Source organism: Rhizobium sp. RCC_161_2, assembly GCF_041355235.1.
GTDB lineage: Bacteria > Pseudomonadota > Alphaproteobacteria > Rhizobiales > Rhizobiaceae > Rhizobium.
On sequence record NZ_JBFUPL010000001.1, the window covers coordinates 732,277 to 757,718 of the forward strand.

Annotated in this window: 22 protein-coding genes and 1 pseudogene; 10 read left to right on the top strand and 13 right to left on the bottom strand. The window is 58.4% G+C overall.

The features are described from left to right. Positions 1 to 10: 10 nt before the first annotated feature. The 3 genes and pseudogenes from AB6803_RS03235 to AB6803_RS03245 form a co-directional block, all read right to left on the bottom strand. A pseudogene (locus AB6803_RS03235) lies at positions 11 to 146 on the bottom strand (IS481 family transposase); the annotation flags it as partial. A 20-nt stretch (positions 147 to 166) separates the two neighbouring features. Beyond that, positions 167 to 598, bottom strand: a complete 432-nt coding sequence (locus AB6803_RS03240; RefSeq protein WP_371107508.1) for a hypothetical protein — start codon at positions 596 to 598, stop codon at positions 167 to 169. A 338-nt stretch (positions 599 to 936) separates the two neighbouring features. Continuing rightward, complete coding sequence (locus AB6803_RS03245) at positions 937 to 1,917, bottom strand: LysR substrate-binding domain-containing protein (protein WP_371107509.1); 981 nt, start codon at positions 1,915 to 1,917, stop codon at positions 937 to 939. Between the two features lie 129 nt (positions 1,918 to 2,046). Between AB6803_RS03245 and AB6803_RS03250 the strand changes: the two genes are divergently transcribed. The 5 genes from AB6803_RS03250 to AB6803_RS03270 all read left to right on the top strand — a co-directional run bounded on the left by AB6803_RS03250 (position 2,047) and on the right by AB6803_RS03270 (position 6,508). After that, positions 2,047 to 2,760 (top strand): phosphoribosyltransferase family protein, encoded by a 714-nt coding sequence (locus AB6803_RS03250; protein ID WP_371107510.1) that lies wholly within the window; start codon positions 2,047 to 2,049, stop codon positions 2,758 to 2,760. A 333-nt stretch (positions 2,761 to 3,093) separates the two neighbouring features. After that, positions 3,094 to 3,666, top strand: a complete 573-nt coding sequence (locus AB6803_RS03255) for an aminotriazole resistance protein (protein ID WP_037221663.1) — start codon at positions 3,094 to 3,096, stop codon at positions 3,664 to 3,666. 19 nt (positions 3,667 to 3,685) lie between these two features. Continuing rightward, complete coding sequence (locus AB6803_RS03260) at positions 3,686 to 5,209, top strand: ABC transporter ATP-binding protein (RefSeq protein ID WP_371107511.1); 1,524 nt, start codon at positions 3,686 to 3,688, stop codon at positions 5,207 to 5,209. Then, positions 5,206 to 5,886: an energy-coupling factor transporter transmembrane protein EcfT gene (locus AB6803_RS03265; RefSeq protein ID WP_371107512.1), complete on the top strand. Its 681-nt coding sequence runs from the start codon at positions 5,206 to 5,208 to the stop codon at positions 5,884 to 5,886. Before AB6803_RS03260 ends, AB6803_RS03265 begins: the two co-directional genes overlap by 4 nt. After that, positions 5,876 to 6,508, top strand: a complete 633-nt coding sequence (locus AB6803_RS03270; RefSeq protein ID WP_371107513.1) for a phosphoribosyltransferase family protein — start codon at positions 5,876 to 5,878, stop codon at positions 6,506 to 6,508. The genes AB6803_RS03265 and AB6803_RS03270 overlap by 11 nt, the downstream gene beginning before the upstream one ends. A 20-nt stretch (positions 6,509 to 6,528) precedes the next feature. On the opposite strand, the gene AB6803_RS03275 is transcribed toward AB6803_RS03270, so the two are convergent. After that, positions 6,529 to 6,615: a hypothetical protein gene (locus AB6803_RS03275; protein WP_371107703.1), complete on the bottom strand. Its 87-nt coding sequence runs from the start codon at positions 6,613 to 6,615 to the stop codon at positions 6,529 to 6,531. 381 nt (positions 6,616 to 6,996) lie between these two features. Here AB6803_RS03275 and AB6803_RS03280 point away from each other — a divergent pair, with 381 nt between their 5' ends. The 5 genes from AB6803_RS03280 to AB6803_RS03300 are packed head-to-tail and all read left to right on the top strand — an operon-like array spanning position 6,997 to position 15,327. Continuing rightward, positions 6,997 to 9,099, top strand: coding sequence for a multicopper oxidase family protein (locus AB6803_RS03280; protein ID WP_371107514.1), 2,103 nt, complete (start codon positions 6,997 to 6,999; stop codon positions 9,097 to 9,099). After that, positions 9,086 to 11,083, top strand: a complete 1,998-nt coding sequence (locus tag AB6803_RS03285; RefSeq protein WP_371107515.1) for a tyrosinase family protein — start codon at positions 9,086 to 9,088, stop codon at positions 11,081 to 11,083. Before AB6803_RS03280 ends, AB6803_RS03285 begins: the two co-directional genes overlap by 14 nt. Before the next feature lie 38 nt (positions 11,084 to 11,121). Beyond that, on the top strand, positions 11,122 to 13,773 hold the full coding sequence (locus AB6803_RS03290) for a LodA/GoxA family CTQ-dependent oxidase (protein ID WP_371107516.1): 2,652 nt from the start codon (positions 11,122 to 11,124) through the stop codon (positions 13,771 to 13,773). Then, positions 13,770 to 14,186: a hypothetical protein gene (locus AB6803_RS03295; protein ID WP_371107517.1), complete on the top strand. Its 417-nt coding sequence runs from the start codon at positions 13,770 to 13,772 to the stop codon at positions 14,184 to 14,186. The genes AB6803_RS03290 and AB6803_RS03295 overlap by 4 nt, the downstream gene beginning before the upstream one ends. After that, positions 14,167 to 15,327: an NAD(P)/FAD-dependent oxidoreductase gene (locus AB6803_RS03300; protein WP_371107518.1), complete on the top strand. Its 1,161-nt coding sequence runs from the start codon at positions 14,167 to 14,169 to the stop codon at positions 15,325 to 15,327. Before AB6803_RS03295 ends, AB6803_RS03300 begins: the two co-directional genes overlap by 20 nt. Here the strand turns inward: AB6803_RS03300 and AB6803_RS03305 are convergent. The 9 genes from AB6803_RS03305 to AB6803_RS03345 form a co-directional block, all read right to left on the bottom strand. After that, positions 15,264 to 15,896 carry a DJ-1/PfpI family protein gene (locus AB6803_RS03305; protein WP_371107519.1) on the bottom strand — a complete coding sequence of 211 codons (633 nt, stop codon included), beginning with the start codon at positions 15,894 to 15,896 and terminating at the stop codon, positions 15,264 to 15,266. The genes AB6803_RS03300 and AB6803_RS03305 overlap by 64 nt on opposite strands. Continuing rightward, positions 15,893 to 16,474 carry a DUF2182 domain-containing protein gene (locus AB6803_RS03310; RefSeq protein WP_371107520.1) on the bottom strand — a complete coding sequence of 194 codons (582 nt, stop codon included), beginning with the start codon at positions 16,472 to 16,474 and terminating at the stop codon, positions 15,893 to 15,895. Before AB6803_RS03310 ends, AB6803_RS03305 begins: the two co-directional genes overlap by 4 nt. A gap of 176 nt (positions 16,475 to 16,650) precedes the next feature. Beyond that, entirely contained in the window at positions 16,651 to 16,965 is a 315-nt protein-coding gene (locus AB6803_RS03315; RefSeq protein ID WP_371107521.1) for a hypothetical protein, read from the bottom strand. Positions 16,966 to 17,505: 540 nt separating this feature from the next. After that, a complete protein-coding gene (locus tag AB6803_RS03320) occupies positions 17,506 to 18,690 on the bottom strand; it encodes a family 16 glycosylhydrolase (protein WP_371107522.1) in 1,185 nt (394 codons plus the stop codon). Positions 18,691 to 19,204: 514 nt separating this feature from the next. Further along, a complete protein-coding gene (locus AB6803_RS03325; protein ID WP_371107523.1) occupies positions 19,205 to 20,494 on the bottom strand; it encodes a calcium-binding protein in 1,290 nt (429 codons plus the stop codon). A gap of 155 nt (positions 20,495 to 20,649) precedes the next feature. Next, on the bottom strand, positions 20,650 to 21,960 hold the full coding sequence (locus tag AB6803_RS03330) for an HlyD family type I secretion periplasmic adaptor subunit (protein ID WP_371107524.1): 1,311 nt from the start codon (positions 21,958 to 21,960) through the stop codon (positions 20,650 to 20,652). Continuing rightward, entirely contained in the window at positions 21,957 to 23,705 is a 1,749-nt protein-coding gene (locus tag AB6803_RS03335) for a type I secretion system permease/ATPase (protein ID WP_371107525.1), read from the bottom strand. The genes AB6803_RS03330 and AB6803_RS03335 overlap by 4 nt, the downstream gene beginning before the upstream one ends. A gap of 595 nt (positions 23,706 to 24,300) precedes the next feature. Continuing rightward, positions 24,301 to 24,915: an FMN-dependent NADH-azoreductase gene (locus AB6803_RS03340; protein WP_371107526.1), complete on the bottom strand. Its 615-nt coding sequence runs from the start codon at positions 24,913 to 24,915 to the stop codon at positions 24,301 to 24,303. Between the two features lie 97 nt (positions 24,916 to 25,012). Continuing rightward, positions 25,013 to 25,435 carry a DoxX family protein gene (locus AB6803_RS03345; RefSeq protein WP_371107527.1) on the bottom strand — a complete coding sequence of 141 codons (423 nt, stop codon included), beginning with the start codon at positions 25,433 to 25,435 and terminating at the stop codon, positions 25,013 to 25,015. Positions 25,436 to 25,442 lie beyond the last annotated feature (7 nt).

Here is a 25,442-nt window from a genome sequence, read left to right on the forward strand (position 1 = left end):
TCGGCCTAAATTAGCTGTTTAGCCCAGGCATTTGATGAAGTGGATCGAGAGTGGGTGAAGTGTTCGGGCTGTGAAGCCCACGCTTTGCAAATGAACTCGTGAGGTGTGAGGCCCTTGAGGGTCTTTAGCCTGCGACCGAAATCATAAGTCGGCGAGCGGCTGGCGGTTAGTCGATTATTTTGGGAGCAGACCGCTCGATGCGAACATCCAGGCGAATGACGCGGGTTCCGAAGAGGTCAGGCCCGGTTAAAGTCTCGAAGACAGGCATGAAGACCGGGCGAACGATAGTCAGTTTCGTCGCAAAGTGCTTGAGGTTATCGCCAACGCTTGTCATCTCGCCACGTTCATCAGCGCCGACAATAAGAAGATTACCAGCAAACGGTGAGGCGTGGCCCTTCAAGTCGGTTACGCTATGAAGCCCGTCGGTCATGCTATTTGCACCGACGTAGACGAGATGAGAGCGCTCGATGCAAACAACATCGACCACTCTGCATCCGATCAATTTGGAGATATGCGCAAGCTGATCTCCTGCGGGGATCATCACTGTCCGGATCGTTTCGGCGGCTGCGTCCAAAAGATAGGATTTGACTTCAGGCATAATAATTTTAGTTCACCAACCGTGATCTCAGTCTGATAGGCTTGTGAGGCCCTCTGGATGCGTACGTGCCGCCTTGAGCATTAGAGCCAAAAGATACTGTCTCTATAGACATAGGGCCTCACAATTTTTACAAGCGCCAAAATTCGCCCGGTGCGTTTCCTTTTCTTCAACGGAGGGAAGCCTTCGTGATCATCTTACGGTTGAGAGAGCGGGCGACGGTATCGCAGACACTCCGATCGCTACATTTGCGGTGGAAACACTTCACAAGGATGCGCGGAACTCGACGCCAAGCTACTTGGAACATAAGCGCTCGTTATGACGCAATGACTGAGACTGCATCACTCGGTGTCGGATCGCTCGCTCTCCAAACTCGATTGCTCCAATAAACGGGAAACCGCGTTGCCCGCTTGACGTGCGAGCTCATCGAAATATTCCTCAAAATACCTCCGAGCGATGATGGAGGTCATGGAGAGGCTGCGTCGTGGATCAACGATCAGCGACAGCACCATCGGTGGTAAACCACGATCTGCTATCCGGGAGCAATGTATTCCCTCACCATCCTCCAAGGGCATGCCTTTAGCCACGGCCGTCACACCGAAACCGCAACCCTCACGGACCATGGAACGCATGAGCGACAAGCTATTGGTCGTCAGGACGGGTTGCAACCTTGTGCCGATACGGGCTGCGGCAATGTCGACAACATCACGCAAGTGGCTACTTGCATCGGGGACGATCGTCGGCTTTTGGAAGAAGTCTTCGATAGACATGCTATCCGGTTGCTTGACGCCGGTACCTACAGGCAACATAGCCATCAGGTGAAAGTCAGCTGAGCGCGTGACAACGACCCCCGGCAGAGGCGGAGGGCTAAACGTCAGTCCGAAGTCTACGCCTCCGTCCCTGACCAGTTGACGCACACGGTCCGAATCCGCCACCGTGACCGAGTTGCGAATGCGAAGATGATCCTTCATGAACCGCGCAATCGCCGCGGGCAGAAAGTCGGGCACAGTTTCGTGGGAGGCCGCGATTTTCACCTCGCCACGGCGAAGTCCTTTTAATTCCTCGATCTCGAATTTGATCCGGGAAAGGTCCTTATTCCATTCTCTATAGCCGCTAACGAGCAATTCGCCCGCCGAAGTCAGCCGCATCCCTTTAGGAAGACGCTCAAACAAGGCAACACCGAATTCCTCCTCGGCGCCGATGAGCTGCTTATTGATCGCCGAGGCCGAGACATTCAGCTTTTCCGCGGCTTTTCTGATCGAGCCGCGTTTGGCGATCTCGTCAAGGTAATGCGCGAAACGAGAAAACAAGAGCCTGCTCATTCGGAAGAGTACCTCGTTGAAGAAAAGGAAACACACCGGACGAATTTTGTTGGTTGTAAAAGCAGGGCGACCTAGTGTCTACTGGGACAATACTTCAATTACAACTCATGATGGCAAAAGGCCACATTCATGTATCTGGAGACCCCGCAAACCTATCAGATAGAGATTGCCGGCGAGAATTTCAGCCTGCCGATTATCCGGCTGAACGACCGACGAGCGATTGCGCTGCTGATGGTCATCGACATGGGTATCCGGTTTGGCGACATCGTCGGCGATGCTCTCGCCAATCATTTCGCGCAGTTGCGACCTGACATCGTCGTCGGTAGCGCCACCTTGGGCGTTCCGGTCGCGATCGAAGTCTCCCGGCGCCTTGGTATAGACCAATATGTCATCCTGCAGAAATCACCAAAATTTCACCTCGCCGACGCCTTGGTCGAGGATGTGCGTTCCATCACGACTGCGGTGCCGCAATGCCTTCTGCTCGATCGCCGCTCGATAAGCCTGCTCCAAGGCAAGCGCGTTCTCATTGTCGACGATGTCATCGCCACTGGCTCCAGCATGGCAGCTGCAATCAGGCTCGTGCGCCGCGCCGGCGCCAATATCATTGGTGCGGGTGCTATTCTGACCGAAGGGCACGCCTGGCGGGATCTGCTCGGCGAGGACGCCAACCTGGTGGCCAGCCTCGGCCATATTCCTCAGTTCGATATTATCGACGGAGTGGCGACGCCCGATACCGCGACCGAGAAAGACGCTTGGATGGATGACCGAGTTTTGGTCAACAAGCATTTGACACAGACCCAGCGGAGACACTCTGCGGCTCAAAGGGGTGCAGCGCAGGTGTAGAACGACGTTCGACGACTTTCCTGACCTGTCTTCCCGCGATTGCTAGGCGGTATATCCAGGACTGGATTGGCTTGCTGAAACTCCACATGCCGGATCATATTCCTGATGCAACTTAAGATGGTTTTCGTGATTTTAACTTCCTATAAGCCGTTTGAATCTTGGCGGGAGTTTTCTGTGAGCAAGCAATCGACAACCATCCCTGGATAGCCTGATGCATCAATCAAAAAGAATGTCACATCGACACCAGTTTTGCGTTTGAACCATTGCGGAGAACCGTTCGAGCCGGTTTTCCAAGCAACTCCGGAAGCTACTTTTTAAAGGGGACGAAAAATCATGCAGCCAGCAACCGTATCGCAAACTGACGGCAATACTCTCTTTCCCATCGTACTCTCGATCGTGGCGGCTGCCGCCACGGGTGTCCTTTGGGCCTATGCCAATCCAATCCAGCTCGTGCCCGGCGTCATCCAGTGGCGCATTTTTGCCTTCCTGCCACCGGTGATCGGTATCCTGCTCGGCTGGCGCAGTGGCTTCATTTGCGGTTATCTCGGTACTATCGTTTGGTCGCTTCTTGCCGGCACTTTCATCCCCGCACATTCGCTCATCGTCGATGGCGTCATGGTCGGCCTGACCGGCCTTGTGCCGGGGCTCCTCTTCGATCCCGCCAAGACTGTCTTTGATCGCCTGGCGCTGATCAAGATTGCTGTGGCCTGCCTTGTCATCGGGCTGATTATGGTGGTGGCGGTGTCCGCAAGCCTTGCCTATCTCGGCATTTTTCCGTTCTGGTGGGGTTTTGGCTATCTCGGCCTGTCCGACATCGTCCCGATGGTCGTCGGCACGCCGCTCCTGATCATCCCAGCCCTGAAAATTCTGAAGAGTGCGCATCCGGCCGGCTTCAAGCGCTTCTGAACCCGATCCGGATCAACACGTGCTCAATATTACCAATCTGACGATCGGTTTCGGCGGTTCCGCACCGGTGCTTGCCGAAACCAATTGCACGCTTGATGAGGGGCAACGGCTTCTTGTCTGTGGCGAAGCCGGCAGCGGCAAGTCGACGCTGCTCGGCGTTGCCGCCGGCCTGATCCCGCGCCTCATTCACGCTCCCGAGTTCTCCGGCCAGGTGGAACTTGCCGGCCGTCCGCTACACTCTTTCACCAAGAAAGAGCTGTTCAGCACGATCGGCTTCGTGGCTCAAAATAGCGAAGACCAGCTTTGGGACATCTGTGTCGAGGACGTCATCGCCTTCCCGATGGAAAACAAGGGTGTCGAGCAGGACGTGATCCGCAACCGGCTCGCCGAACTGATTGCGGAATTCGAGCTGGAAGCGTTGCGTGGCCGTCGGGTTCTGACCCTCTCGGGCGGTGAACGGCGGATGGTCACCATTGCCGCAGCAATCGCCTCGAATCCGGCAATTCTCGTACTGGACGAGCCCACCACCGGGCTCGATCCCGCTGCTCGCATGCGGCTTTCCGATATCCTGCGGAAGGTGTCGGATAGCGTCCCGACCCTGCTGATCTCGGAGCAGGATCCTTTGGCGCTCCATTCCGTGATCGACACCATCGCTTTATTGCGTCACGGCAGCCTTTCTCCAAGCATGCCACCAAAGGCTGTTCTCACACAGAACGCCGCCTGGATCGAAGCAGGCATTCTGCCGCCAATGCGCTCCCGGCCCGCGCGACAGACCGTCGAGACGGGCCGCCCGCTGTTGACCGTTTCGAGGTTGACGAGCCAGCTTTCCCGCTCGCGCGGGAACCCGGTCCTGAAGGATGTGAGTTTCGACGTGCGGGCTGGAGAGGTACTCGCACTCATCGGCCGCAACGGCGCCGGCAAGACGACGCTGTTCAAATCGATCCTCGGACTTCTGAAAACGACCGCAGGCTCCATCCTCTTTGACGGGGCGAAGGCCGACGACTGGTCTGTCGCCGCACGCGCGCGCAAGATTGCCTATATCCCCCAGAACATGCGCCATATTCTGTTTAACATGACCGTGCTCGGTGAAGTGATCTTTGCCATCACGGCCTCGACCGCATCCTCCAGCGACCCAGCCGTCATCGCACGCGCCACGGCGGCGCTGCAGCGCTACGCACTCTCCGACCTTGCCGAGGCCAATCCATTCGCGCTTTCGGCCCGCCAGCAGGCCTTACTGGGGCTTGCTTGCGCCGACGCAACAGGCGCGGCTGTCGCCATCATCGACGAGCCACTTTTGGCCAGGGATATCAAGGGCCGGCAAATGCTGGAGCTTTTCATTTCGTCAATGCAGTCCTCGGGACGCGCGGTGATGTTGATCTCGCACGATCTGGAACTGGTCGATGATCTGGCCACCCGTCTGATGATCCTGGACGATGGCACGATCGCGTTCGAGGGAAAGCCCGAAGATGGCTGGGAAAGCGGTACCTTCCGCTCTCTCGGCTGGCAAGTGCCCTATGATATGGCAGCTTGGAGCGTGGCATGACGCGGCTTCATGAGCTCAACTTCTTTTTCAAGCTGGGAATTGCCTTTGCCATTATGCTGGCAGCCTGGTTTGCCCCTGGCTGGCGCTTCGGCGTGCCCCTCGCGCTTGCCTGTCTGATCCTTCTGTGGGCGTTACGCGTTCCTGGTCTTCGCAGCTACCTCAAGGGCGCTATGCTGCTCACCGGCATGGTCATGCTGAGCTGGATGATAAATCTATGGCTACAGGGCCTCTCGACAGGCGAAGCCCTATCTGTCGCCGCCGCAATGGTCGCCAGGTTGGTGACAACTACAGCCGCCTTCTATTTCGTCATGGAGACAAGTACGCCGGGCTCGATATTGGCGGCAGCAAGCGCCGCACGGTTGCCGCCGATTGCAACGCTGGTTCTCTCGCTGACTTTTGGCGTGATTCCGATGCTGCGCGACGATTTCGAACGCATCGCGGACGCGCAGCGGTCTCGCGGCATGGAGATCGACAATGTCAGCCTGCCCACGAAACTGCGCTTCGCGTTGGCCCGCGGCATTCCGCTGCTCGTTCAAGCGATCCGCATGGCGCACGCCATTTCGTTCTCCCTCACCCTCTATGGGTATGATCTGAAACACAAGCGGACAACCTGGCGCCATGTCGGCCTCATGGTCGAGCCGCACCTTAGCATGAAGGACAAAACCGATGACCTCTGAGACCACGGACCCGAGAACCGGACAAAACTGGAGAGTCGATGTTTCCGGCTATCCAGTCGACTTGCCGATCGTGGCGATCAAGCCGGATTTTGCCATTTCGCTGATGATGGTCATCGATCTCGGCGTGAAATTCGGCGAACATGTCGGCCGCAAACTTGCCGCCAAATTTGCACCGCTCAAGCCCGACATCATCGTTGGCACGGCGACACTTGGCATTCCCGTCGCAATCGAGGTCACTCGTGCGCTCGGACTCGACAATTACGTCATCCTGCAGAAGTCGCCGAAAATCCATTTGGCGAATGCGTTGGAGCAGAAGATCACCTCCATTACATCAAAGGGCGAACAGCGCCTGCTGCTGGACCGCGCCGCAATACCCCTTCTCAAGGGCAAGCGCGTGGTCGTGGTCGACGACGTGGTCGCCTCCGGATCCAGCCTCAAGGGGTCGCTCGAGCTGGTGCGCAAGGCTGGAGCCGACGTTATCGGCATCGGCGTTGTCCTGACCGAGGCTCACGATTGGGAGAAAACGCTGGGATCTGACTGTGATCTCATTCAGAGCCTTGCCCATATTCCGCAGTTTTCCCGGACCGACGATTTAGCCTGGAAGCCAATTCCCGGCACCTGACAACCCTTTTGTACTGATTATTACGCAAATCGTAGCTCTGTCGGCGTTCTTCCCCTGTACCGTTTCATGGTAACGGCCAAATGGCCTTGATCTGAAAGTCCAGCCATGTAAGCGATCTCGGCAATCGCGAACTACCGACGCGAGGTCGGAGACATGTACTTTTTGCGTGAAATTTTCAGCAACGTATCCTTGCACACGTCGAGCGCTATTGGCCGAGAGCCTTCCCTTGGACGACACGGATTGTTTCACGCTTTTCCGCATTGTGGCTGGTTTAGAGCCTGTGCGATCATCGCGCCTCTTGATACTCACCCGCCATACCGACCAACCGTCGCGCAGAACTATCTGCAAGCGTCCCGAGCGATGCTTACCATTGTCTACGAAGCGATAAAGTAAATTTGCCATTTTCGGTTTATCGATCTGGACATGCTTTCGGATCGGATGCATTGTGCTTTTCTAATACAATCTAGGGTCAAGGTGGAGGAGCTCCCATGTCGCGTGGTGGATCGATGGTGCGTGCGCGGTTTTTCGCGGTTATTTTCACTGGTAGCCTGGGATCAATGGCGGCATTGCCCGCAGCGGCCGAGATTCTCAACCCACCGGTCCTGCAGGATGAACGGGCGCCGATTGCCAAGCCCACCCTGGCGGAGGCCGCGCCGGCAGAGCCGCTGCCCGGAAACACAGCGCCGGTGCGCGGCGACCGCCTGCTCGATCTCAAGATCGAGTACATCGACAACCAGATCTACAATCCGTCCACGGGAGGCTACGACAAGGTCCATCTGCGTGGCTACACCGGTAAGGGTGTCGATCCCAATGCGCCCTATGTCTCGCCGACGATCGAGGCAACTCCCGGCGACACGGTGCGCGTTACCCTCGACAATCAGCTGCCGGCAGGACCGCAGCCCGGCGACCCCGGCTGCATGCCCGGTGGCCAGACGATGCCCGACATCCCGCACTGCTTCAATGGCACCAATCTCCACACCCATGGGCTGTGGGTAAGTCCGTCAGGCAACAGCGACAACGTGCTCTTGTCGATCAACCCACAGACAAAGTTCACCTACGAATACAACATTCCGTCCGATCACCCATCCGGCACGTTCTGGTATCACACACACCGCCACGGCTCGACCGCGCTGCAGGTGTCGAGTGGCATGGCCGGCGCGCTGATCATCCGCGGCAACCGCTTTCCGACGCCGACGGCCCATGGCGACATCGATACACTGATTCCGACGTCAGCGATCCCCGAGCGGGTACTGGTGATGCAGCAGATCCAATACGCCTGCCGGGGCACCCCAGCCAAACCCGGAGATCTCGGCTCGATCAAGCAGGACATCAACGGCCATTATTTTTGCGATCCGGACGATGTCGGCGGGATCGAAGGCTACGACCAGTTTGGACCGGGCACCTGGCCGGCATCCGGGCGCTACACGTCGCTGAATGGCAAGGTGTTCAATCCCAACGATCCCATGACAGCGACGCAGGGTCAGATCGAACGCTGGCGGATAATCCATGCCGGCGTGCGCGACACGATCAGCCTGCAATTCTTCAAGGTTCTCGACGGCAAGCTGAAGCCCGGTGTGAAGACGCTGCTCAGGGCAGATACCACCGCGGCGTTCATCAAGGATACGTGCGACACCACGCCCGTGCCCTACCAGTTGATCGCGGCCGACGGCCTTACAATGGCGGCGGCACAGACGACCAAGCTTGCAACATTCCAGCCCGGCTATCGTTTCGACGCGCTGGTCGTCTTCCCGGAAGCCGGGCGTTACTGTGTGATCGATTCCTCGGCGCCCAAATCGGGCTCGGTGAACGCCCTCGACGTTGGACCGCAATTGCTCGGCCTGGTCGACGTTGCTCCAGGCAAGCCGGTTGACGACGTGAACGCCTATATCAACCGCGAGCTGGTTACCCTCGCCGAAACCAACATGCCCGAAAATGTCAAGGAGACGGTGGTGGCCGATCTCAAGGCGGGCACGAAATTCACCAGCTTCACGCCGCATCCCGATATCACCGACGACGAAGTGAAAGGCAACGGCACGCAGGAACTGACCTTCTTCATCGACACGACGGGACCGGACACGAAGTTCGAGGTCGGCAATACGCTCAAGACGGAGGACGTCAAACCTTACGATCCCAACCGCATCGACCGCGCACTGCCGCTCGGCAAGGCGCAGGAATGGACGTTGCAATCGCATTTCGTCAGCCATCCATTCCATATCCACGTCAATCCGTTCCAGATCGTCTCGATTATCGACCCCAACGGCAAGGATGTCAGCGCGCCGGGTGCGGTCGATGATGCGGGTGGCGCGCCCTACGATCCGCAATATGTCGGGCTGAAGGGCGTGTGGAAGGACACGCTGTGGATCAAGAGCCTTATTCCGCAATCCTTGCCCACCGGCTTCTCCGGCATCTATACGGTCAAGGTCCGTACCCGCTACGAGCGCTACATTGGCGAATATGTGCTTCACTGCCACATCCTCGATCATGAAGACCAGGGCATGATGCAGAACGTTGCCGTGGTGCTGCCCGACCAGGTAGGTGACACCACCCAGGGCGCCGCCATGCAGATGGGTGGCCACGATGACCACAAGTAAAGCGCAACCAATACCTATTGCACCGTTCACCTGGATCGACGTCGAAGCGATCCTCACCGCGGCGGGCGGCTCCGGCGGGCCTGGTAGCCTGACGGGGCTGACCCTGCCGGAACTCCTGACATCCCAGCTTCATGGGATGCCGTTGATCGCGCCACTCTCGACCACCTGCTGTGGCAACAGCGATGCGAAGGGGCGTGGCGCTCGCTCGACGCTGATCCGAGGGTTGCGCGGACTGCCGCCGTTCGATGGCAAGCAGTTCCCTCGCCTGCCCTGGGGCGGCTCGCCGGTGGCGGATGACGACATCGACCGGATTGAGACGTGGATCGAGGAGGGCTGTCCCGGCGCGCTTATCGGATCGGTCGAGCTCGCCGGCGAGGTGAGCGTTGCGACCGAGAGCCGCGTCGAGGTGAAGGGGCTTCCCGGCCCCGTCTTCGGCCCGGCGTCCGATCCCGCGGCTTGGCGCTACGCCAAGGGCGAACTGCGACAGCGCATGGACGTTGACGTGCTTAACGAGCCGCAGAAGGAGCGCCTGCGCTATGCGTTTCGCGAATTGTACAAGCTCAACAAATGGGTCGGCGACAAACGCAGCTACAACAACCTGGCCCTGATCCACCAGAACCACTGCCAGCATGGCTGGGAACGCTTCCTGCCCTGGCATCGCGTCTATCTTTACGAATTCGAACAGGCTTTGCAGGATTTCTGTCCTGACGTGACCATGCCGTGGTGGGATTTCCCGGCCGCGCGCTACAAGCCCGAGGATCCAGCCAAGGGCGCGATCCTTCCCGATGCCTTCAAGGGCTTCCTGACCGAGGCCTCGGCGCGTTTCCTGCGCGGTCACGGCTTCCCTGCCAAGATAGACACGCTGGTTGGCAAGTTGTGGGCCAATCCAACACAGGTCTATGACGCGGTCAGCAAGGCCTGCGGCAAGGACTATGTGGAGGGGGAGAACCGCAAACGGCTGATCGACGCGCTGCTCGAGGCGAATTCCCTCTGGTATCCGCTACGCTATTCCGGCCAGTTCGGCAAAGGCACGATCAACACCGTCATCCATTACCACTACCCGGCACAGGAGGACATCGACGAGATCCTCAACCTGCGCACCTTCCGCGACTTCGGCGGCGGCAGCCTTTATGTCGACAGCTTCGGCTTCATCGACCAAAACCCGCACAACACCATGCATATCTGGACCGGGGGCATGAACCCGGCATTTAAGACCGATGCTCCCGCCGACCGCAACAGCGCGGTACGCGTCGCCGGGCGCAAGTTTCACCAGCGCGACGACCTCTATTCAGAACCGCAGTTCGGCGACATGTTCTCGAACCTGACGGCATCCTACGACCCGATCTTCTGGCCGGTTCATGCCAATATCGACCGGCTCTGGTGGCGATGGCAGCAGGACCATCCCGATGGACTGCCGGCCGACCTCGATTCCGCGCTGACGCCGTGGAGCTATGCAGTGCGCGATACGCTCGACATGAACCGCTTCGGTTATGAATATGTTCGTGGCGGATGCCTTATGCCTGTCGGGTTGACCAACCCGGTGGGACGCTTCGTCTCGGCGCCGATCGCCGTTCCCGACGCGACGAAGAGCTTCCGCTCGGCCGAAGTGCGGCTGCACCGGGTGCCTCAGTTGCCCCGCTCCTGTTTCATCCGCGTCTTCCTCAATACGCCGGATGCCGACGCCAGCACGCCGCTCAACGTGCCGGGCTATGCAGGCTATGCCGCGGTCTTCGGCCATGGCGAGTGTTATGGGGGGCCGGGGCACTGCGAAATTCCGTCTACGGAGAGCCGCAAGTTCGACCTGCGCGAGCGCAGCATGAACACGCCACGCAATCACCGGATCGATGTGACGCGCACCGCGCGCCGGCTGATCGCGGCCGGCGCCGCCGACCTGACGGTCAGCCTGGTGGTGATCGGCGCCTCTTACGAGGAAGACCGCGAATTGCTGAGGCTCGACGGGGTTTCTCTCAACTTTCTCGACTGATCACAGACACGTCAAACGCTGGCGCAGGGGGAAATCATATGGCCGACCCAACAGTCTATCGTATCCACCCGGCCGTCGGTATCGCCCGCCTCGGCGACAGTCCCGAAGCTTTCTGCATCTCACCGGAAAAGCCGGCGCAGTTACCGATCGAGTGCGATGCCAAGGGCAATGCCGCCAAGGGCGACGCACCGATCAAGCACTTCAAGGACGGCAAGGGCCGCATCAAGCGCCAGGCGGCGCGTTTCCAGATCTTCGTCTATGACGATGCCAATCCTGACGGTATTCCGCTCAAGATCGGCGACCATGTCGAAGGTGGCGGCAATCGCGGCAAGCTGGTCGACATCCAGTGGCGTGTTCAGCTTGCCAACAAAAAGGCGGCATGGTTCACCTTCGACGGGCTGCGTGGCGAGGCGGGTTATCCCGCCGATACGCCGCTACGCAACCCCCGCATCACCGATCCGGTCGAACGACAGAAACTGATTATCGACGCCGGTCCGCAAGCCGTCGATTGCACCGCGCGGCGCAAGGCAAGTTTCGGTCGGGACACCAATCCGGCCTATGCCGTCACCTTCCCACCGACCGGGATGGCGCCGAGCGACATCGATACGCTGGGCGACATGATGACGGATGACAGCGGGCGGCTGCTTGTGCTTGGCGGGCATGGCAACAGTGGCTCGTTTCTGAGCGGGTTCGGCCATCCGCGTATCGAGACCTATGCCAACAGCGATGGCTGGTTCGACGACATCTCGGACGGGCCGGTCATGGCGCGGCTGGTGATGATGGAGCAGCGAGTCCAGGCCTTGCGCTACGTCGATGTCGAATATCCCGCCTGGGTACTAGTCGGCTATCCCCGTTACGCGCCCGAGGTGCTCGACATGATCACGCTGGAGGACGTGGTCGAGGACATGTCGATCCGCGAATTTGCCTACCGCACCGACATGTACGGCGCGGCCGGAACATTCAACGCACCACAGAAGATCGATCCCACGGACACAGCCGCCTTGCTTCACTGGAAGGCCGGGCCCGTGGAGTGGAATCCGGCGTACAGGCCGTGGTTTTGGCGCGACATCTGGCCGATCATTTTCCGTGCCGACGAATTCTCCTATTTCGCCAACATCCTCCAGCAGTCGAACTTTCCGCACAACCAGTCTAGCCGGGGCACATTCGATCCCTATCGCCTCTGCATCCCGCCACGGATTGCACCTCGTGCTCTGGCACAAAAGGAGGATCGCGCGAAAGACGATCATGTCAGCGGGCGGCTGCTTGAGGCAGCGGTCGAACCGAGCCTGATGCTGCTCGATGCGACGCAGGCGCCGGGTGCGGCGAAAGACGCCGTGGTCGGCGACGCAGGAGCCACTCTGAAAGCGGCAGCAGCGGCTTTCACCGCAGCGGTTTGCCCGCCTGATGATGGTGAGACGCCACGCGCCTATGCCGCGCGCTGGCAGGAGATATTCGGCGCCAATGACACGGTGGCCGATCCCGCCTATGCCAAGGCGCGCGATGCGTTCGACGCCGCCGTCTCCGGCGTGATCGAGCGCATCACGGCGGCGGCTTCACCGTCGCCAAAACGGATGCTGAAGCTCGCCCGCTCTTCGTCGCGGCAGGAACCAGCTGAACCGGATCGCACGACCGATCCAGACGAGCCGATCGAAACAGCACTACGCCGGCTGGCATTCGACTATCGGTCGGGCCAACTGTTCGATCATGCCCTCACCGCTGCGGCAAAGGACGCGACCACCGATCCGGGGCGGCCTGCGCGGCAATATCTGTTCGATCTGCTGAGGAAGCCTGGCGAAGAGAACCTTTTTCACCTCGAGGCGAATCCGGCGACCCGCACCTATCACCTGCCGCTGATGCCGCTACTGGCGGGCGACAACCCGATCACCAACAAGACGGTGAGCAAGTTCCTGCGGCTGACTGACACACAGCTGTTCCTGTTGCGGCAGTGGGCGGCGGGCATCTTCATCGACGAGGTGGATGCGGGCTTTGCCCCAGCGATCGATCCGTGGCAACCCTACAAAGACTGGAACGTGCCGGGTGGACGCGGTCTCGACCAGGGTGTGCTGTCGAACGGGCTCGGCGGCGCGTTTTGTCCCGGCGGTGAAGTGACGTGGATCATCCGCAATCCGGCGATCTGGCGCGAGCCCTATCGGATCAAGGCCGACCCCGAATGGTACGGCTTTGCGCTGACAGCGGCGCAGGAGAACGCCAACCGATGGGGATCTGGTGTCAGCGAGGAAGGCTATATCGCCTATGCTTCCGACCCGCTGTCGCTTGATAGCGATCTCGATGTGGGATTGCAGCCCGGCGACCTGACCAAGCTCAGCGGACTGCCGTGGCAGGCAGATTTCAACGAATGCTCCACCCAGACGATCGACGTCACCTACGAGGAATGGAACGTCCTCTATCCCGACAGCGTCGGCAACACGCTCATGGAGCGCGAACGGCGTGTCTGGGAGACCCTGTGGTGGCCGGCGCATCGGCCAATGCAGGTCTATTACCCCGTCGGCAAGGATTTTCAGTTCCGCAACTGGGCGCGCGGCATTCCGCAGACGCTCGCCGGCGATCTCAAGATGGTGACCGAGTGGTCGAAGCTCGGCTTCATGATCCGCAATCCCGCCGGCGGGCTCGATCAGCCCTCGCCCGGAATCAAATACATCTGTGTCGAAGATTCAGGAGAAACACCATGACCAATCCTTTTGTCGGCAACTGGACCTATCGCAGCTTCCTCAACGACCCCGATATCAGCAAGGCTGCCAACGACCTGTTGTTCGGTGAAGGCACGCTCGCCATTGTAGAACAGTCGGTGGCCGAGCTTTCGGGCACGATCGGCGGGCCGGGTTGGTCGCTCGATCTGCGCGGCAGTTTCGGTTACGGATCTCCGATGCAGGTCCGCTTTCAGGGCAAGGGCGTGGTGGGCGGTGAGGAGTGGATTTACGACTATATCGGCTGGCTGGTACCGGTCTGGCCCAACAGCACCGACCGACTGGAAGTGCCCGCCATCGTTGGTTCGGTGGTGCGCACGATCCCGCATTCGGGTGATGGCGGCAGCATACATCCGGCCGGAGTGGTAGCGTCCTTCTATGCCGTGCGAGCAGGCTGACATCGTCGTCATCGGCGGCGGGCCCGCGGGTGCAGCGGCGGCGCTGACCTTACGCCGCCATGCGCCCCATTTGCGCGTGGTTCTCTTCGATGCCGGACGGCACGAGCTGGCAAAACCCGGCGAAATATTGCCGGCGGCGGCGCAGGGGTTGCTGCGCCAACTCGGCGTATGGGCGCCGTTCCTGGCCGCTACTTTCGTGGAGAGCCGCGCGGTGATTTCGTCTTGGGGAAACGAAGCGCTCGACGAGCGACCAAGTATATTCTCGGCACACGGCGCCGGCTGGCAACTCGACCGGGCACGGTTCGATCGGCTTATGGTGCAAGCGGCATCGGATGCGGGCGTCGAGGTACGGCTTGGCACGCCCGTGCGTTCAGCTGTGCGTGAGGGCGAAGGCTGGAGCCTCGAACTGACCGATGGAAAGATCATCGCCAGCGCGGTCATCTGGGCAACCGGCCGCAGTTGGAAGCTGGCTCGATCCCTAGGCGCGAAGCTCCGAGTACATGGGCATCTTGCGGCATATACCCGCTTTTTCGATGGCGTGCCGGGCGATTGCCGAATGGTTATCGAGGCTCGCCCCGAGGGCTGGTGGTACAGCGCCGACTTGCCTGGCGAGCGCCGAGCGGTCTCGTGCCTGACCGATCCGGATCTCGGAAGCGAACTGCGCGATCCGAAATCGTGGTACCACGTCCTGGCGGCGACGCAATTCATAGCCCCGCTCCTGCCCCAAGGCGCGCGTGAAACCGCGGCATCGGTTAACTCTGCGGGAACGGCTACGATCGACCCGGCCGCGGGCCATCGCTGGATCGCGGCGGGTGACTGCCTGTTCTGCGCCGATCCGCTGTCGTCACGCGGCATTGTGCATGCGCTGCGCTCAGGTATCCTTGCCGCCTATGCCGCATCCGACATAATCGATGGACGTGGGGAACTCGCCCGCACGCGCTACGCCATGATCGCCTCGCAAGGCTTTGCCGACTACATCCCGGCGCTAGCTGCCCACTACGCCGCCGCCGCGCAGTGGGACACAGCTTTTTGGCAGCGGCGCCGGCTTCGATCCGAGCAGCAGCCGGCAACCGACACTCACCAGGAGAACATGCAGCGTAGCGGTTTCCGCAGATCGCTCGGGAAGGGAGGCACCGGATAGTATTGCAGCGTTCGCTGTACGTCGCGAACGGCATCCTCGTCGTTCGTAAGCAAGCGAACAAGTTCCAGGGACTCATCAAGGCCAGACGAAATCCCGCCACCTGTCAGGCGATTTCGATCGAGATGGAAGCGAGGAAATCCTGGCACAACACATACTTTGTCGAACGATTCCAGGCAGGGCAGGAACTTCCAGTGCGTCGTTGCCTGATAGCCATCCAAAAGGCCCGCCGCGGCCAAGAGAAGAGCTCCCTCGCAAACCGAGCAGACCCACTTGGCATCAGCAGCGACCCGAATGAGATAGTCGATATAGTGACGATCTCCAGTACCGTTCATTATTGGCGCTAAGGCCGCTGGGGCTCCCCCTGGAACCCATAGAACATCGGGGGCCGTATCCTCGTCAAAAGAGTGTGTCGACAGGAAGCGAAAGCCATCGCGGGTCACAATCGTCGCGTTTGCCGTAGCAGCAACAAGCCGAACCTCGGGAGCAATATCCATCCACTTGAGGACTTCGTGCGGCCCGGCTACATCGAGGAGATCGACCTGGTCGTACACAGGAATGCTGATGATCATGGCGCACCTCGGCTGAACAGTGTTTGTCGCGTAAAAATGGAGGTGGCGGGGACGAGCGCGGCAAGCCATCTCGGCCGCTGCGGCGCACGACTTCTCTCGAACATCAGAAATAAGGTGATCGCGAACATGACGGCCCAGTGGAGCGGACCTCTGAACATGATCGTGCACAGCATCAATGCCCAGCACGTCCCAACACACCAGCGGGCATGAGATAGGCCGAACAGGACATCATCGGCATCTGTGCGAAGACCGCCAGCCGCAAGCGGAGGCAGCCTGTGGCAAGCATTCAGACACAGTTGTTTGACCGGCGTGATTTGCCAAATCAGGGCGATGACACATCCCAAAATGGCCGGCGCGAAAGCAAGATTATAGACCGAGGCTTGAATTGTCACCGCAATCGGGATCAGCGCGCCACCGGCGGCGATCCAGACGGCCGCATAACCCAGCAGGAATAGCCCGATCGCGCGCCACCGACGATGGCTGAGACTTTGCCCGTAGACATGCGTGAGCGGAGCGGACAGAAGCGGAGCCATCATCGCGACGAGCATGGCAATCCATGAGACCGCGATCCCGATCACGTCCCCGCCAGCAAGCGTTGCCGCTGTCCTCGTGACAAGCGCCTGTCCGAACGGACCTGACAGGCATAGGGCTGGCATTACGGGGACGTCATCTGAGCCAGCCATTAGAATCCAACCAAACGCTGTCGCAAACAGGAGTGGTCGCGGCAATCTCGACAGCGTGAGCCAGGAGACGCTCACGCTCGGCATATTACTGTTCCAGGCAACAAATACTTATGCGGCCGAGGGAAATCGCGTCGCCAGTTGCATCTGGCACCGTGGCGATAACCTTTGCACAACTCGTCTTCAAGACCGAGCTCCGTCTCGGGTGTCATTTCGACAAGTTTGGGATCGCCGGCGCTGACGGAGCCGATGTCAACGGCGGAATTGGCTGCCGCAACCTGGCCGCCAGCCACCGCTGCAAGCGGAATAGTGAGGCGAAGAGAAGCAGCTTGAGTCAACCTCCCGGCCCGGAAACCGTATGCCGGAAGAACAATATATTGCTTCGTCATTGATGCCTCCGATCGGGCATGCAGAATTGCGCTCGCAACAAGTCAATGTTGCGCGAAAGATCAAAATTTGAAATCAAGATACGCTTATAGATGGTATTATCATATGCTAATTCTCTCGTCTACGAATTACGCAGCACAACCGAATGGATGTCCGAGAAAGCGTCGAGCGGATCCTGACCGTCGTAGCTAAGATGCCGAAATGATTTCGCCACAAAGGCAAAGATAGTCCACCTTGAGTGGACTCAAACCATCGATCCCGTGGTCACGCCGTTTGTCTTGCCCGCATTGTGTCAGGAGACGTTCAGCGAAATCTCAAACGCGCTGCATAGAGAATGCACCACAAGTCACTATCCTGTTTTCAACCAGCTCCCGGGATTCAGGCCGAGGGTCGAATAAAGCGCGTCTGCCGCATGGGATCGCTGGACGGATTGCGGATTTCAGCCGCAACGGTCAATAGCCGCGATGTCAATGCCACTTAGGCGATCTGTCCTGGGCCGAGCGCCAACGGCCTGAAGACAACAACAGTGACCGCTCCGGGCCTCAGATATCAAAGACATGGAAGTGGAATGCGCTGACGCCCATCAACGCATGTTCCGCGCCAGAGACATCCGTGCCATCGTAGGTAGCGCCATTCAAATAGAGATTTCGGTCCGTAGCGGGTGTCCCAGCCCAAGCGTCGTTCAGGAATGTCACGCTGACATCATGGCTGCCCTTGTCCCAATCACCCTGCACCAATAAGTGGTCCGATTGGCCGGAGGCGTGATGAGAGTGCGCCGTCTGAATCCCGCCGACTTGTTTTCCGTCAACAGCAACCCTGTACTGGGCGTCACCGAGGTAGGCATCCTCGCTGATCAACAAAACGAGTTTGTCAGCTCCCGCGCCGATAGTGGCGCTGGTTGTGGGTGTGCCGCCGGCTGGCGGAGTGACAGTTACGGGAGGAGTGGTGGGAACAGTAGCAGGAAGGTGAGAATACACCCGGATATAATCGATCTGCTCTGAAATGGGCGCTTTGGTAATATCAGCATTGTTATGAGGATCGTTCTGGGTGGCCAGATTGGCCAAGAGATACATTGGCCCATGCATATCATTGGGCGTGGCCTTCGTTCCCATAAGCTGACCGTCGACATAAAAGCCTATGGTATCCGCATTCCAATCCAACCCATAAGTGTGAAACCCGGTTGGGTGAGCGAGCTCACTATAGACCTGCAAATTCTGTTGCCAGTTGGCGTTCGGCGCCGCGTCGGTCGTGTGAATGCCGCTATATACGCCCTTCTCGAAACTCCCATAGTTTTCGACGACATCAAGTTCCTGCCAGTGCCCGGTTTTGTTCGGATCGGCGATCACATGGTCCGGCAGAAGCCAGAACGCATCCCATGCTCCGGCAAGGTTCGAGAAGTCAGCCCGCATCTCGAAGTAGCCATAGGTTTGCGAAAAATGTCCCTGCGTGGTGATCAGGCCGGATTCCCAGCTACCGGGGATGCCCGACGCAGTGCGGTCGGGCACGGCCGTAATCGTCAGCACACCATTGCTCACCTTGAAAGGATCGTAGCCCGACGAAGGGTCAACAAATGAAGAATGACCGAAGCCGATATCGGAGTTGGCGTCATAACGCCATTGCGGCCGAATATCTGCCCAAGTCGTGCTATTCCCAGTCTGAGAAATACTGCGAGTGTTGAACTCGTCGTCAAACGTCAGCTTGTATTTGGTAAGATCAATCGCAGACATTTTCACCTCCAGGGCAAATGAATCCGCACGCGTTTCCAATATCGCATGGACCGCGAACATTCAAAGCCAACAAAATGCAAAAACATGTCGATATAACGGGGATATGATATCCCCTCTATCCGATGGCAGCGTCATCAATTCGAAGCTGCCTCCCCCATTAATCCGCTTGAGCGACGTCAAACTAACCGCTGGAAAGAGCTCAAATCAAGCTCATTCATAAGGATAGCATAACATACAAACGACCTGCAATAGCCCAGTCGAAAATCGGGCTATTTAACGCAAGGGGTCGCTGGCTGTTAGAGGTCGAGCCAGCCTTACGACCATTGAACTATATTATTGAAAACACGACATAGTTGCTACTTCGGGTTTGCGCCGAATTTTCGATCGAGCAAACAGTTGGAAATTTGCAATCGGCTGTGGATAACGCAATCGCGTCACATCTTAGAACGACTTCACCCGATTGAAATCGGAAAGCCCTTTCGGTCAATCCGCAAAAATGGCCCAGCTCCGCCCCTTATGCGAACAGAAAGTCGTCTGCCATGAGCGCATGCTGGCTGTGCACGACCACATCACCCGTACCGAATGAAATCATACTATCGTGCGTGGTTGGCTCGAATGCTGAAATATTCAGCTGGCTGAAGTCCTGGATTCCCAGTGCGGAAACGTCGATATGGTCGGTTCCCCAATTCGATCCCGCGCCGCAAGCGCCCTGACCAAAATCCCCGATTTTGTCCTGGCCATTATTGAATTTAAACACGAACGTGTCGTCTCCACCTTTGGCGTGACCGACCATGACCTGCGCATCACCCCACATATCGTCGTTTCCGTTGCCGCTGATCAGAGTATCGTTGCCGCCACGAGAATGACCGGACATCGTTTGGGCATCACCAATAAGCGTAATAGACCCTTCTCTGTGGCGAACGGCATCAACGTTCAGCACGTCGTCGCCTCCATGCGCATTGCCCGACATCGTTTGCGCATCGCCCACGATCATATCATTCGCGTTTTGTTGCGCCCTGACGATAAGGCTGTCGTCGCCACCGTGAGCATGACCCGACATGCTCTTCGCATCGCCATAGGCCAGAACGGCACCGACAGAAGCGACGTTCATGGTATCGTTGCCGCCAACGGCACGATCGCCGAGATTGCCACCGGCATCGCCGTAAAACGTTACGCTGTCTTCAAGGCCTGTATCGAGAACGTCATTACCGCCATGTGCATGACCGGATATATTACTGCCCGCATCTCCGTAGAATGTAACGAACCCTTCCGAGCTACTGTCCGTGGCTGTGTCATTACCACCAACGGCATGGTCTTTCATATCGCCGCCAGCGTCGCCATAGATTGTGAACGTATTCTGAAAAGCGGAAAGCTTAAAGGTATCGTCACCTCCCGCTGCGTGCCCCGACATATCCTTTCCGGCATCGCCGTACATAGCGACTGCGATGTTGGTTGAGCTTGGAGCTGCACTCAGAATGTCGTTACCGCCCTTTGCGCTGTCCGAGATGCTTTCTCCCGCATCCCCATACAAATTGGTGGTAGTAGCGCTTAACCCGGTTATCTGAACAAACAGAATATCGTCGCCGCCGATCGCGTGGTCAGCAATATTTCTGACGGCGTCGCCATAAAAGCTGCCCGAGCCGTGGATCGTCAGGTTATCATTGCCGCCCCTGGAGTGATCCAACAGGCTTTCTCCGGCATCACCATAAAGAATGCTGATCGAATCCGGCGCCACCAGGATGTCGTCCGTGCCGATTTGATGGTCGGTTAGACTCGATGCTGTTATCGGAACTCGCTTAATCATCTCCCCCTCCTCCAAGCCAAAATGAAGTCTTATCCTGCGATTCAAAAACTACAAAATCAACAACTAAAGAAATACTTCCATTTATCCAATTGATATTGCGTATTATATTCTTGTTTCCGTGGAATATTTTCAAAATTACTTGTGATAACGAGGGGCTATTCTTCGCGAAGTGCTCGAGCCATCTGGTCCGCCATCGGCTTCGTCAGGTAGGCAAGGACCGTTCTTCCGCCGGTCTGCAAGAAGGCCTCGACCGGCATGCCGGAGACGGCAGTCAGCTTCCCGAGCCGGCTCCACTCTTCCTTCGATATGTGGGCGCGAAGGATATAGTAGCTTGCGCCGGAATGCTGGTCGGTGGTCAGCTCGGCTGATATCTTGGTAATGTCTGCGTTGAGTTCAGGCGTGTCCCGTTGATTGAACGCTGAAAACCTCAACCTGACCGACTGCCCGACGGTCACCTGGTCAATGTCCTGCGGCGAAAGTTTAAGCTCGGCGACGAGCGCATCCTGATCCGGCACGATCTGCATAATAGTTTCGCCGGGCGATATCACGGCACCCGCCGCATGCACGCTCAGGTGGTCGATGATGCCGGCTTGCGGCGCTCTTATATCGATCCGCTTCAGATCATCCTCTGCGGCGATCAATCGTTCCATAAATTGGCCAGTGTCGCTCTGTGCCTGACGCAGTTGCTCCGACACCTCAGCGCTGTGATCGTCGTCGACCTGCGTGATCTGCAGTTCCGTCTCCGTCATCTTACCCTTGGTCTGCGCGATGCTCGAAACAAGATTGCCGAGTTCTCCCGTCAGGCTGGCGCTCTCGCGCCGCAGCGCATAGACCTTCGCTGCCGGGACGATGCCCTTATCGAAAAGCCGCTGGAGACTGGAAAGCTCTTTGGCGATCAGATCGATCTCGATGCGCTTGCCATTCTCTTGCGCAATCAGACCGTCCACCTCTTGGCTCAACTGCCGGATACGCTCGCCTAGCTGTGATTTGCGGCTTTGCCTGGATGCCAGTCGATCGTCGAACAGGCGTCTCTCGCCGGCGATCGTCCGCGCAATTTCATCTTCGCCCGCCCGCGAAAGCAGTTCCGCCGGAAAAATGATCGCCGGCGCGCCATCACGTTCCGCAACGAGCCGTGCGGTCCGCGCGGAAAGTTCGTCCAGACGTTTTCGTATGATCGCCAGATTGGCACTCGTTTGCGTATCGTCGAGATGGATCAGAAGCTGGCCCGCATCGACACGGTCACCGTTCTTGACTTTAATGTCGCCGACAATCCCCCCTTTTAGATGCTGAATTGGCTTTACATAGCTGTCGACCGCAAGCGTTCCGGGGGCGATGACCGCACCTGAGATCTCCGTCGTCGCGGCAAGCCCCCCCATAACCCCGATAAGCAGGACGATCGTCCCGAGCACCACAAGGGAAAGTCTGGGTATCGAACGCTCGCTGGGGGACAGCTTTTCTCCGCTCATGATCCGGCATCCTCGCCGGCGACCATCAGTCGGACCGCACTCTGCCTGTTGGGTTGCCTCACCAGTTTTCCAAGAATCGTGTCCTTAGCTCCGAAGGCCTGCAACCGCCCCCCAGCGATGACCATTACCATATCAGCCGCCACCAAAGCGCTCGGGCGATGGGCAATGACCAGCGCAATGCCGCCCCGCGCACCGACATCGAGCAGAGCCTGCGTCAGTGCCGCCTCGCCTTCGGCGTCCAGATTTGAATTGGGTTCGTCCAGCACCACCAAAAATGGCTCTCCGTAGAGCGCTCGCGCAAGTGCGATACGCTGTCGCTGCCCCGCCGAAAGCCGGGAGCCGCCCTCCCCGATTATGGTATCGAAGCCCTGTGGGAGCTTTACGATCATGTCATAGACGCCGGCTGACTTTGCAGCGGCGACAACCGATTGCGATGAAGGCTGTTTTTCAAAGCGAGCGATGTTGTCGGCAATCGAACCGTCGAAGAGGCTGACATCCTGCGGAAGATAGCCGACGTAACGCCCCAGATCGGGAAGGTCCCACTGTGAGAGGGCGGCGTGATCGAGGCGTATCGAGCCGATCGTGGCCGGCCAGAGGCCGGTCACCGCACGAGCGAGCGACGACTTTCCCGAGGCGCTGGGACCAATGACCCCGAGTACGGTCCCGGCCGATATGTCAAACGAGATGTTGCGAAGGATGAGCTCACGGCTGCCCGGAGACGCGAGGCTCAGATTGTCTACCGTCAATTTTGATCTGGGTGCCGGCAGACTGACGCTCTGGTGTCCGGCGGGCATGATCTCCAACAGGCTGACAAGCCGCGACCAGCTTTGCCGGGCGGCGACGAAGGCCCTCCATTGGCCGATAGCGAGCTCCACCGGCGCGAGCGCCCGGCTGACCAGGATCGAGCTCGCGATCATGATGCCCCCGGTCGCTTCTTGGCGGATGACGAGAACTGCGCCGACCGCGAGCACGGCAGACTGAAGCATCATGCGCAGGATGCGGGATGCGGTCGTCAGCATGCCGGTTACGTTGCCGGCTGCCAGTTGATTTGCCAGATAGGCGTCGTTGATGTCGGCCCATCGCTCCGTCATCCGGCCGACGAAACCCATTGCGACAACCGCTTCCCAGTTTCGCCGCGCGCTTTCAGCAAAGGCAAGCCGCGCTGCCGAATGTTTGGCGGCCTCGGCTGCCGGACGTTGCGACATGATCTCGGCAAGGACCGCCAGAACGACGAGGACGATGGCGCCGCAGGTCGCGGTCAACCCGATCCAGAAGTGGAACAGAAAACACAGCCCGAGATAAAGCGGTATCCAGGGCAGGTCGAACAGCGCGACCGGACCGGTGCTGGAGAGAAACGACCGGACCCTATCCAGATCGCGAACCGACTGCATTCCGTCACCTGGCGCCGGCATCAATTGTGGTTGAAGCACCAGCGAAGCAAAGACCTTGCCGTTCAGCCGCTCGTCAAGCGCCACGCCGACACGCGCCAGCAGCATCGAACGCAACAGCTCAAGAATGCCCTGAAATACGAAAAGAGTCGCAGTAATGATCGCAATGCCGACAAGCGTCGGAAGGCTGTGGCCGGGGATGACCCGGTCATAGACCTGCAGCATAAAAAAGGAGCCTGTCAGGGCCAGCACACTTAACACGGCGCTGGCGATCGCAATGCTCAGGAACGCCTTTCGCAGGGAGGACAGTACCGCCATCAGAAATGTTCGGGGCAGTTTTTTCGATGGAAGAGCCATGCAGCTTCAATCCTTCATTTATTGCTACCGTCAGGCAGGTATCAATAGGAAGGATTATTATTACGAATCCATTGGTATATCTATTCAAAAATACAGTCCATTACCGGACTATTCTTTATATATACCTTACCTCCGAAATCCGTCCTGGACGCGGCTGGGCTCGGTTCCCTGTGCAAAGCGAAATAGACCATGAAATCGTCATAGAGCTGAGCCCAGCCGTGGTTTCGGCGATTGGACTTCCGGCCAAGATCTGGAACGTCATTCGTGCCACGACGGGCTGGTTCGAAATACGAGCTTAACTTTGCGAACTGGGATAGTCGGTCCGCACGTCCGACCGGGCCGCAACCGTGAAATTCAACGGGTTGATGCAGCACAAGACCGTCCTTACCATGGTACCCCGTCTCTCCACCATCGCCGAGCTCGATCGGTTGATTGTGCGCGGCTACGGGCCAATGATGCCTGTGAATAAGCACCGCGCAATGACCTCGGACACATCGGCAAAACAATCGTTGATTGCGCTTTATCGGCATCGGAATCCGATGCCGATTCACATTCCTGGGAGCGTTCGCAACGGAAAATTACCGCGCAGAGATGTCTAGACTGCCATAGACGAAATCTCGCCGCGAGCCTGGGAAATAGCTGCATCTCTGGCTTCGGGGCCGAATGCCAGGCCTTCTGCCCGAATGATGGTTACATCATGCAGTCCCAGAAAGGCGAAAACGCCCTTCAGATAACTCTCGTGATGCTCGAATGCGGCATAAGGCGAACCAGCGGCATAGGTGCTACCGCGTGTGGACGCAATGAAGATCTTCTTCGACGGAGAGACCAGGGCCTGAACCTCACCAGTATCGCTGTACGAGAATGTGCGACCCGCGACGACAATACGGTCGATCCAGACCTTCAATTGCGAAGAGACCGAGAAATTATACATCGGGGCTCCGATGACAACGATATCAGCGCCGAGGAGCTCAGTCAGATATTCGTCGCCTTTGGCAATGTCTCCACGCAGGCCCTGTTCTTCTATCTGTGCACCGTGCCGGGCAGCGATGTGACCGCCCGAAAGATGGCTCACAACATCCAAGGCCAGATCGCGATAGATAATATCGATCGAAGGGTGCAATGCCTTCTGGCGGGCGACGATCTCGGCCGAGAGAATGCGGCTGACGGAATTGTCACCGAGAACACTGGAATCAATGTGTAGCAGTTTCATCGAGTCGTCCTTTAAGGGCTCCCATCAGGGAGCGTGTCTGATCGGTTTGACGGGGACTATTTCTCTCCCCGGGCTAGGGGAGCGCATTGATTGAAGGTCACGCGCCTTTGGCGAGCGACACCTCTTTCGTGGACGGGCGCCAGACATTATCGAGCGCCCAGCTGCCCGCACCGGCAAAGGCGAGATAAAGGAAGATGAAGCAGAACATGATGGCGGGCTCGCCCATATTGAGCGCCGGCCAGAAGCTCTGTGGCGCATGGGCCATCCAATAGGCGGCGGCCATTTCGCCTGCGGCGACGAAGGCGGCAATGCGGGTGTAGTATCCGACCGTCATCAACAATCCGGTCACGATCTCGATTGCGCCGGCGACCAGCATGATGGCGGGCAGCGGATAAGGCACGCCCGGGATCGCTGCCGGGAACTGGAAGAATTTCATCGTCGCATGTTCAAGGAACAACAGCGCGGTCACAATCCGCAAGATGGTGAGGATATGGGGCGTCCATTTGGCCGTGTTAGGCATGGTATTT

Excerpts from the sequence above, each read along its gene's own strand:
- AB6803_RS03285 (WP_371107515.1), top strand. The coding sequence starts at position 9,086 with ATGACCACAAGTAAAGCGCAACCAATACCTATTGCACCGTTCACCTGG.
- AB6803_RS03315 (WP_371107521.1), bottom strand. The coding sequence starts at position 16,965 with ATGACGAAGCAATATATTGTTCTTCCGGCATACGGTTTCCGGGCCGGG.
- AB6803_RS03340 (WP_371107526.1), bottom strand. The coding sequence starts at position 24,915 with ATGAAACTGCTACACATTGATTCCAGTGTTCTCGGTGACAATTCCGTC.
- AB6803_RS03335 (WP_371107525.1), bottom strand. The coding sequence starts at position 23,705 with ATGGCTCTTCCATCGAAAAAACTGCCCCGAACATTTCTGATGGCGGTA.
- AB6803_RS03345 (WP_371107527.1), bottom strand. The coding sequence starts at position 25,435 with ATGCCTAACACGGCCAAATGGACGCCCCATATCCTCACCATCTTGCGG.
- AB6803_RS03245 (WP_371107509.1), bottom strand. The coding sequence starts at position 1,917 with ATGAGCAGGCTCTTGTTTTCTCGTTTCGCGCATTACCTTGACGAGATC.
- AB6803_RS03280 (WP_371107514.1), top strand. The coding sequence starts at position 6,997 with ATGTCGCGTGGTGGATCGATGGTGCGTGCGCGGTTTTTCGCGGTTATT.
- AB6803_RS03305 (WP_371107519.1), bottom strand. The coding sequence starts at position 15,896 with ATGATCATCAGCATTCCTGTGTACGACCAGGTCGATCTCCTCGATGTA.
- AB6803_RS03265 (WP_371107512.1), top strand. The coding sequence starts at position 5,206 with ATGACGCGGCTTCATGAGCTCAACTTCTTTTTCAAGCTGGGAATTGCC.
- AB6803_RS03270 (WP_371107513.1), top strand. The coding sequence starts at position 5,876 with ATGACCTCTGAGACCACGGACCCGAGAACCGGACAAAACTGGAGAGTC.
- AB6803_RS03295 (WP_371107517.1), top strand. The coding sequence starts at position 13,770 with ATGACCAATCCTTTTGTCGGCAACTGGACCTATCGCAGCTTCCTCAAC.
- AB6803_RS03290 (WP_371107516.1), top strand. The coding sequence starts at position 11,122 with ATGGCCGACCCAACAGTCTATCGTATCCACCCGGCCGTCGGTATCGCC.
- AB6803_RS03325 (WP_371107523.1), bottom strand. The coding sequence starts at position 20,494 with ATGATTAAGCGAGTTCCGATAACAGCATCGAGTCTAACCGACCATCAA.
- AB6803_RS03320 (WP_371107522.1), bottom strand. The coding sequence starts at position 18,690 with ATGTCTGCGATTGATCTTACCAAATACAAGCTGACGTTTGACGACGAG.
- AB6803_RS03240 (WP_371107508.1), bottom strand. The coding sequence starts at position 598 with ATGCCTGAAGTCAAATCCTATCTTTTGGACGCAGCCGCCGAAACGATC.
- AB6803_RS03250 (WP_371107510.1), top strand. The coding sequence starts at position 2,047 with ATGTATCTGGAGACCCCGCAAACCTATCAGATAGAGATTGCCGGCGAG.
- AB6803_RS03275 (WP_371107703.1), bottom strand. The coding sequence starts at position 6,615 with ATGGCTGGACTTTCAGATCAAGGCCATTTGGCCGTTACCATGAAACGG.
- AB6803_RS03255 (WP_037221663.1), top strand. The coding sequence starts at position 3,094 with ATGCAGCCAGCAACCGTATCGCAAACTGACGGCAATACTCTCTTTCCC.
- AB6803_RS03330 (WP_371107524.1), bottom strand. The coding sequence starts at position 21,960 with ATGAGCGGAGAAAAGCTGTCCCCCAGCGAGCGTTCGATACCCAGACTT.
- AB6803_RS03300 (WP_371107518.1), top strand. The coding sequence starts at position 14,167 with ATGCCGTGCGAGCAGGCTGACATCGTCGTCATCGGCGGCGGGCCCGCG.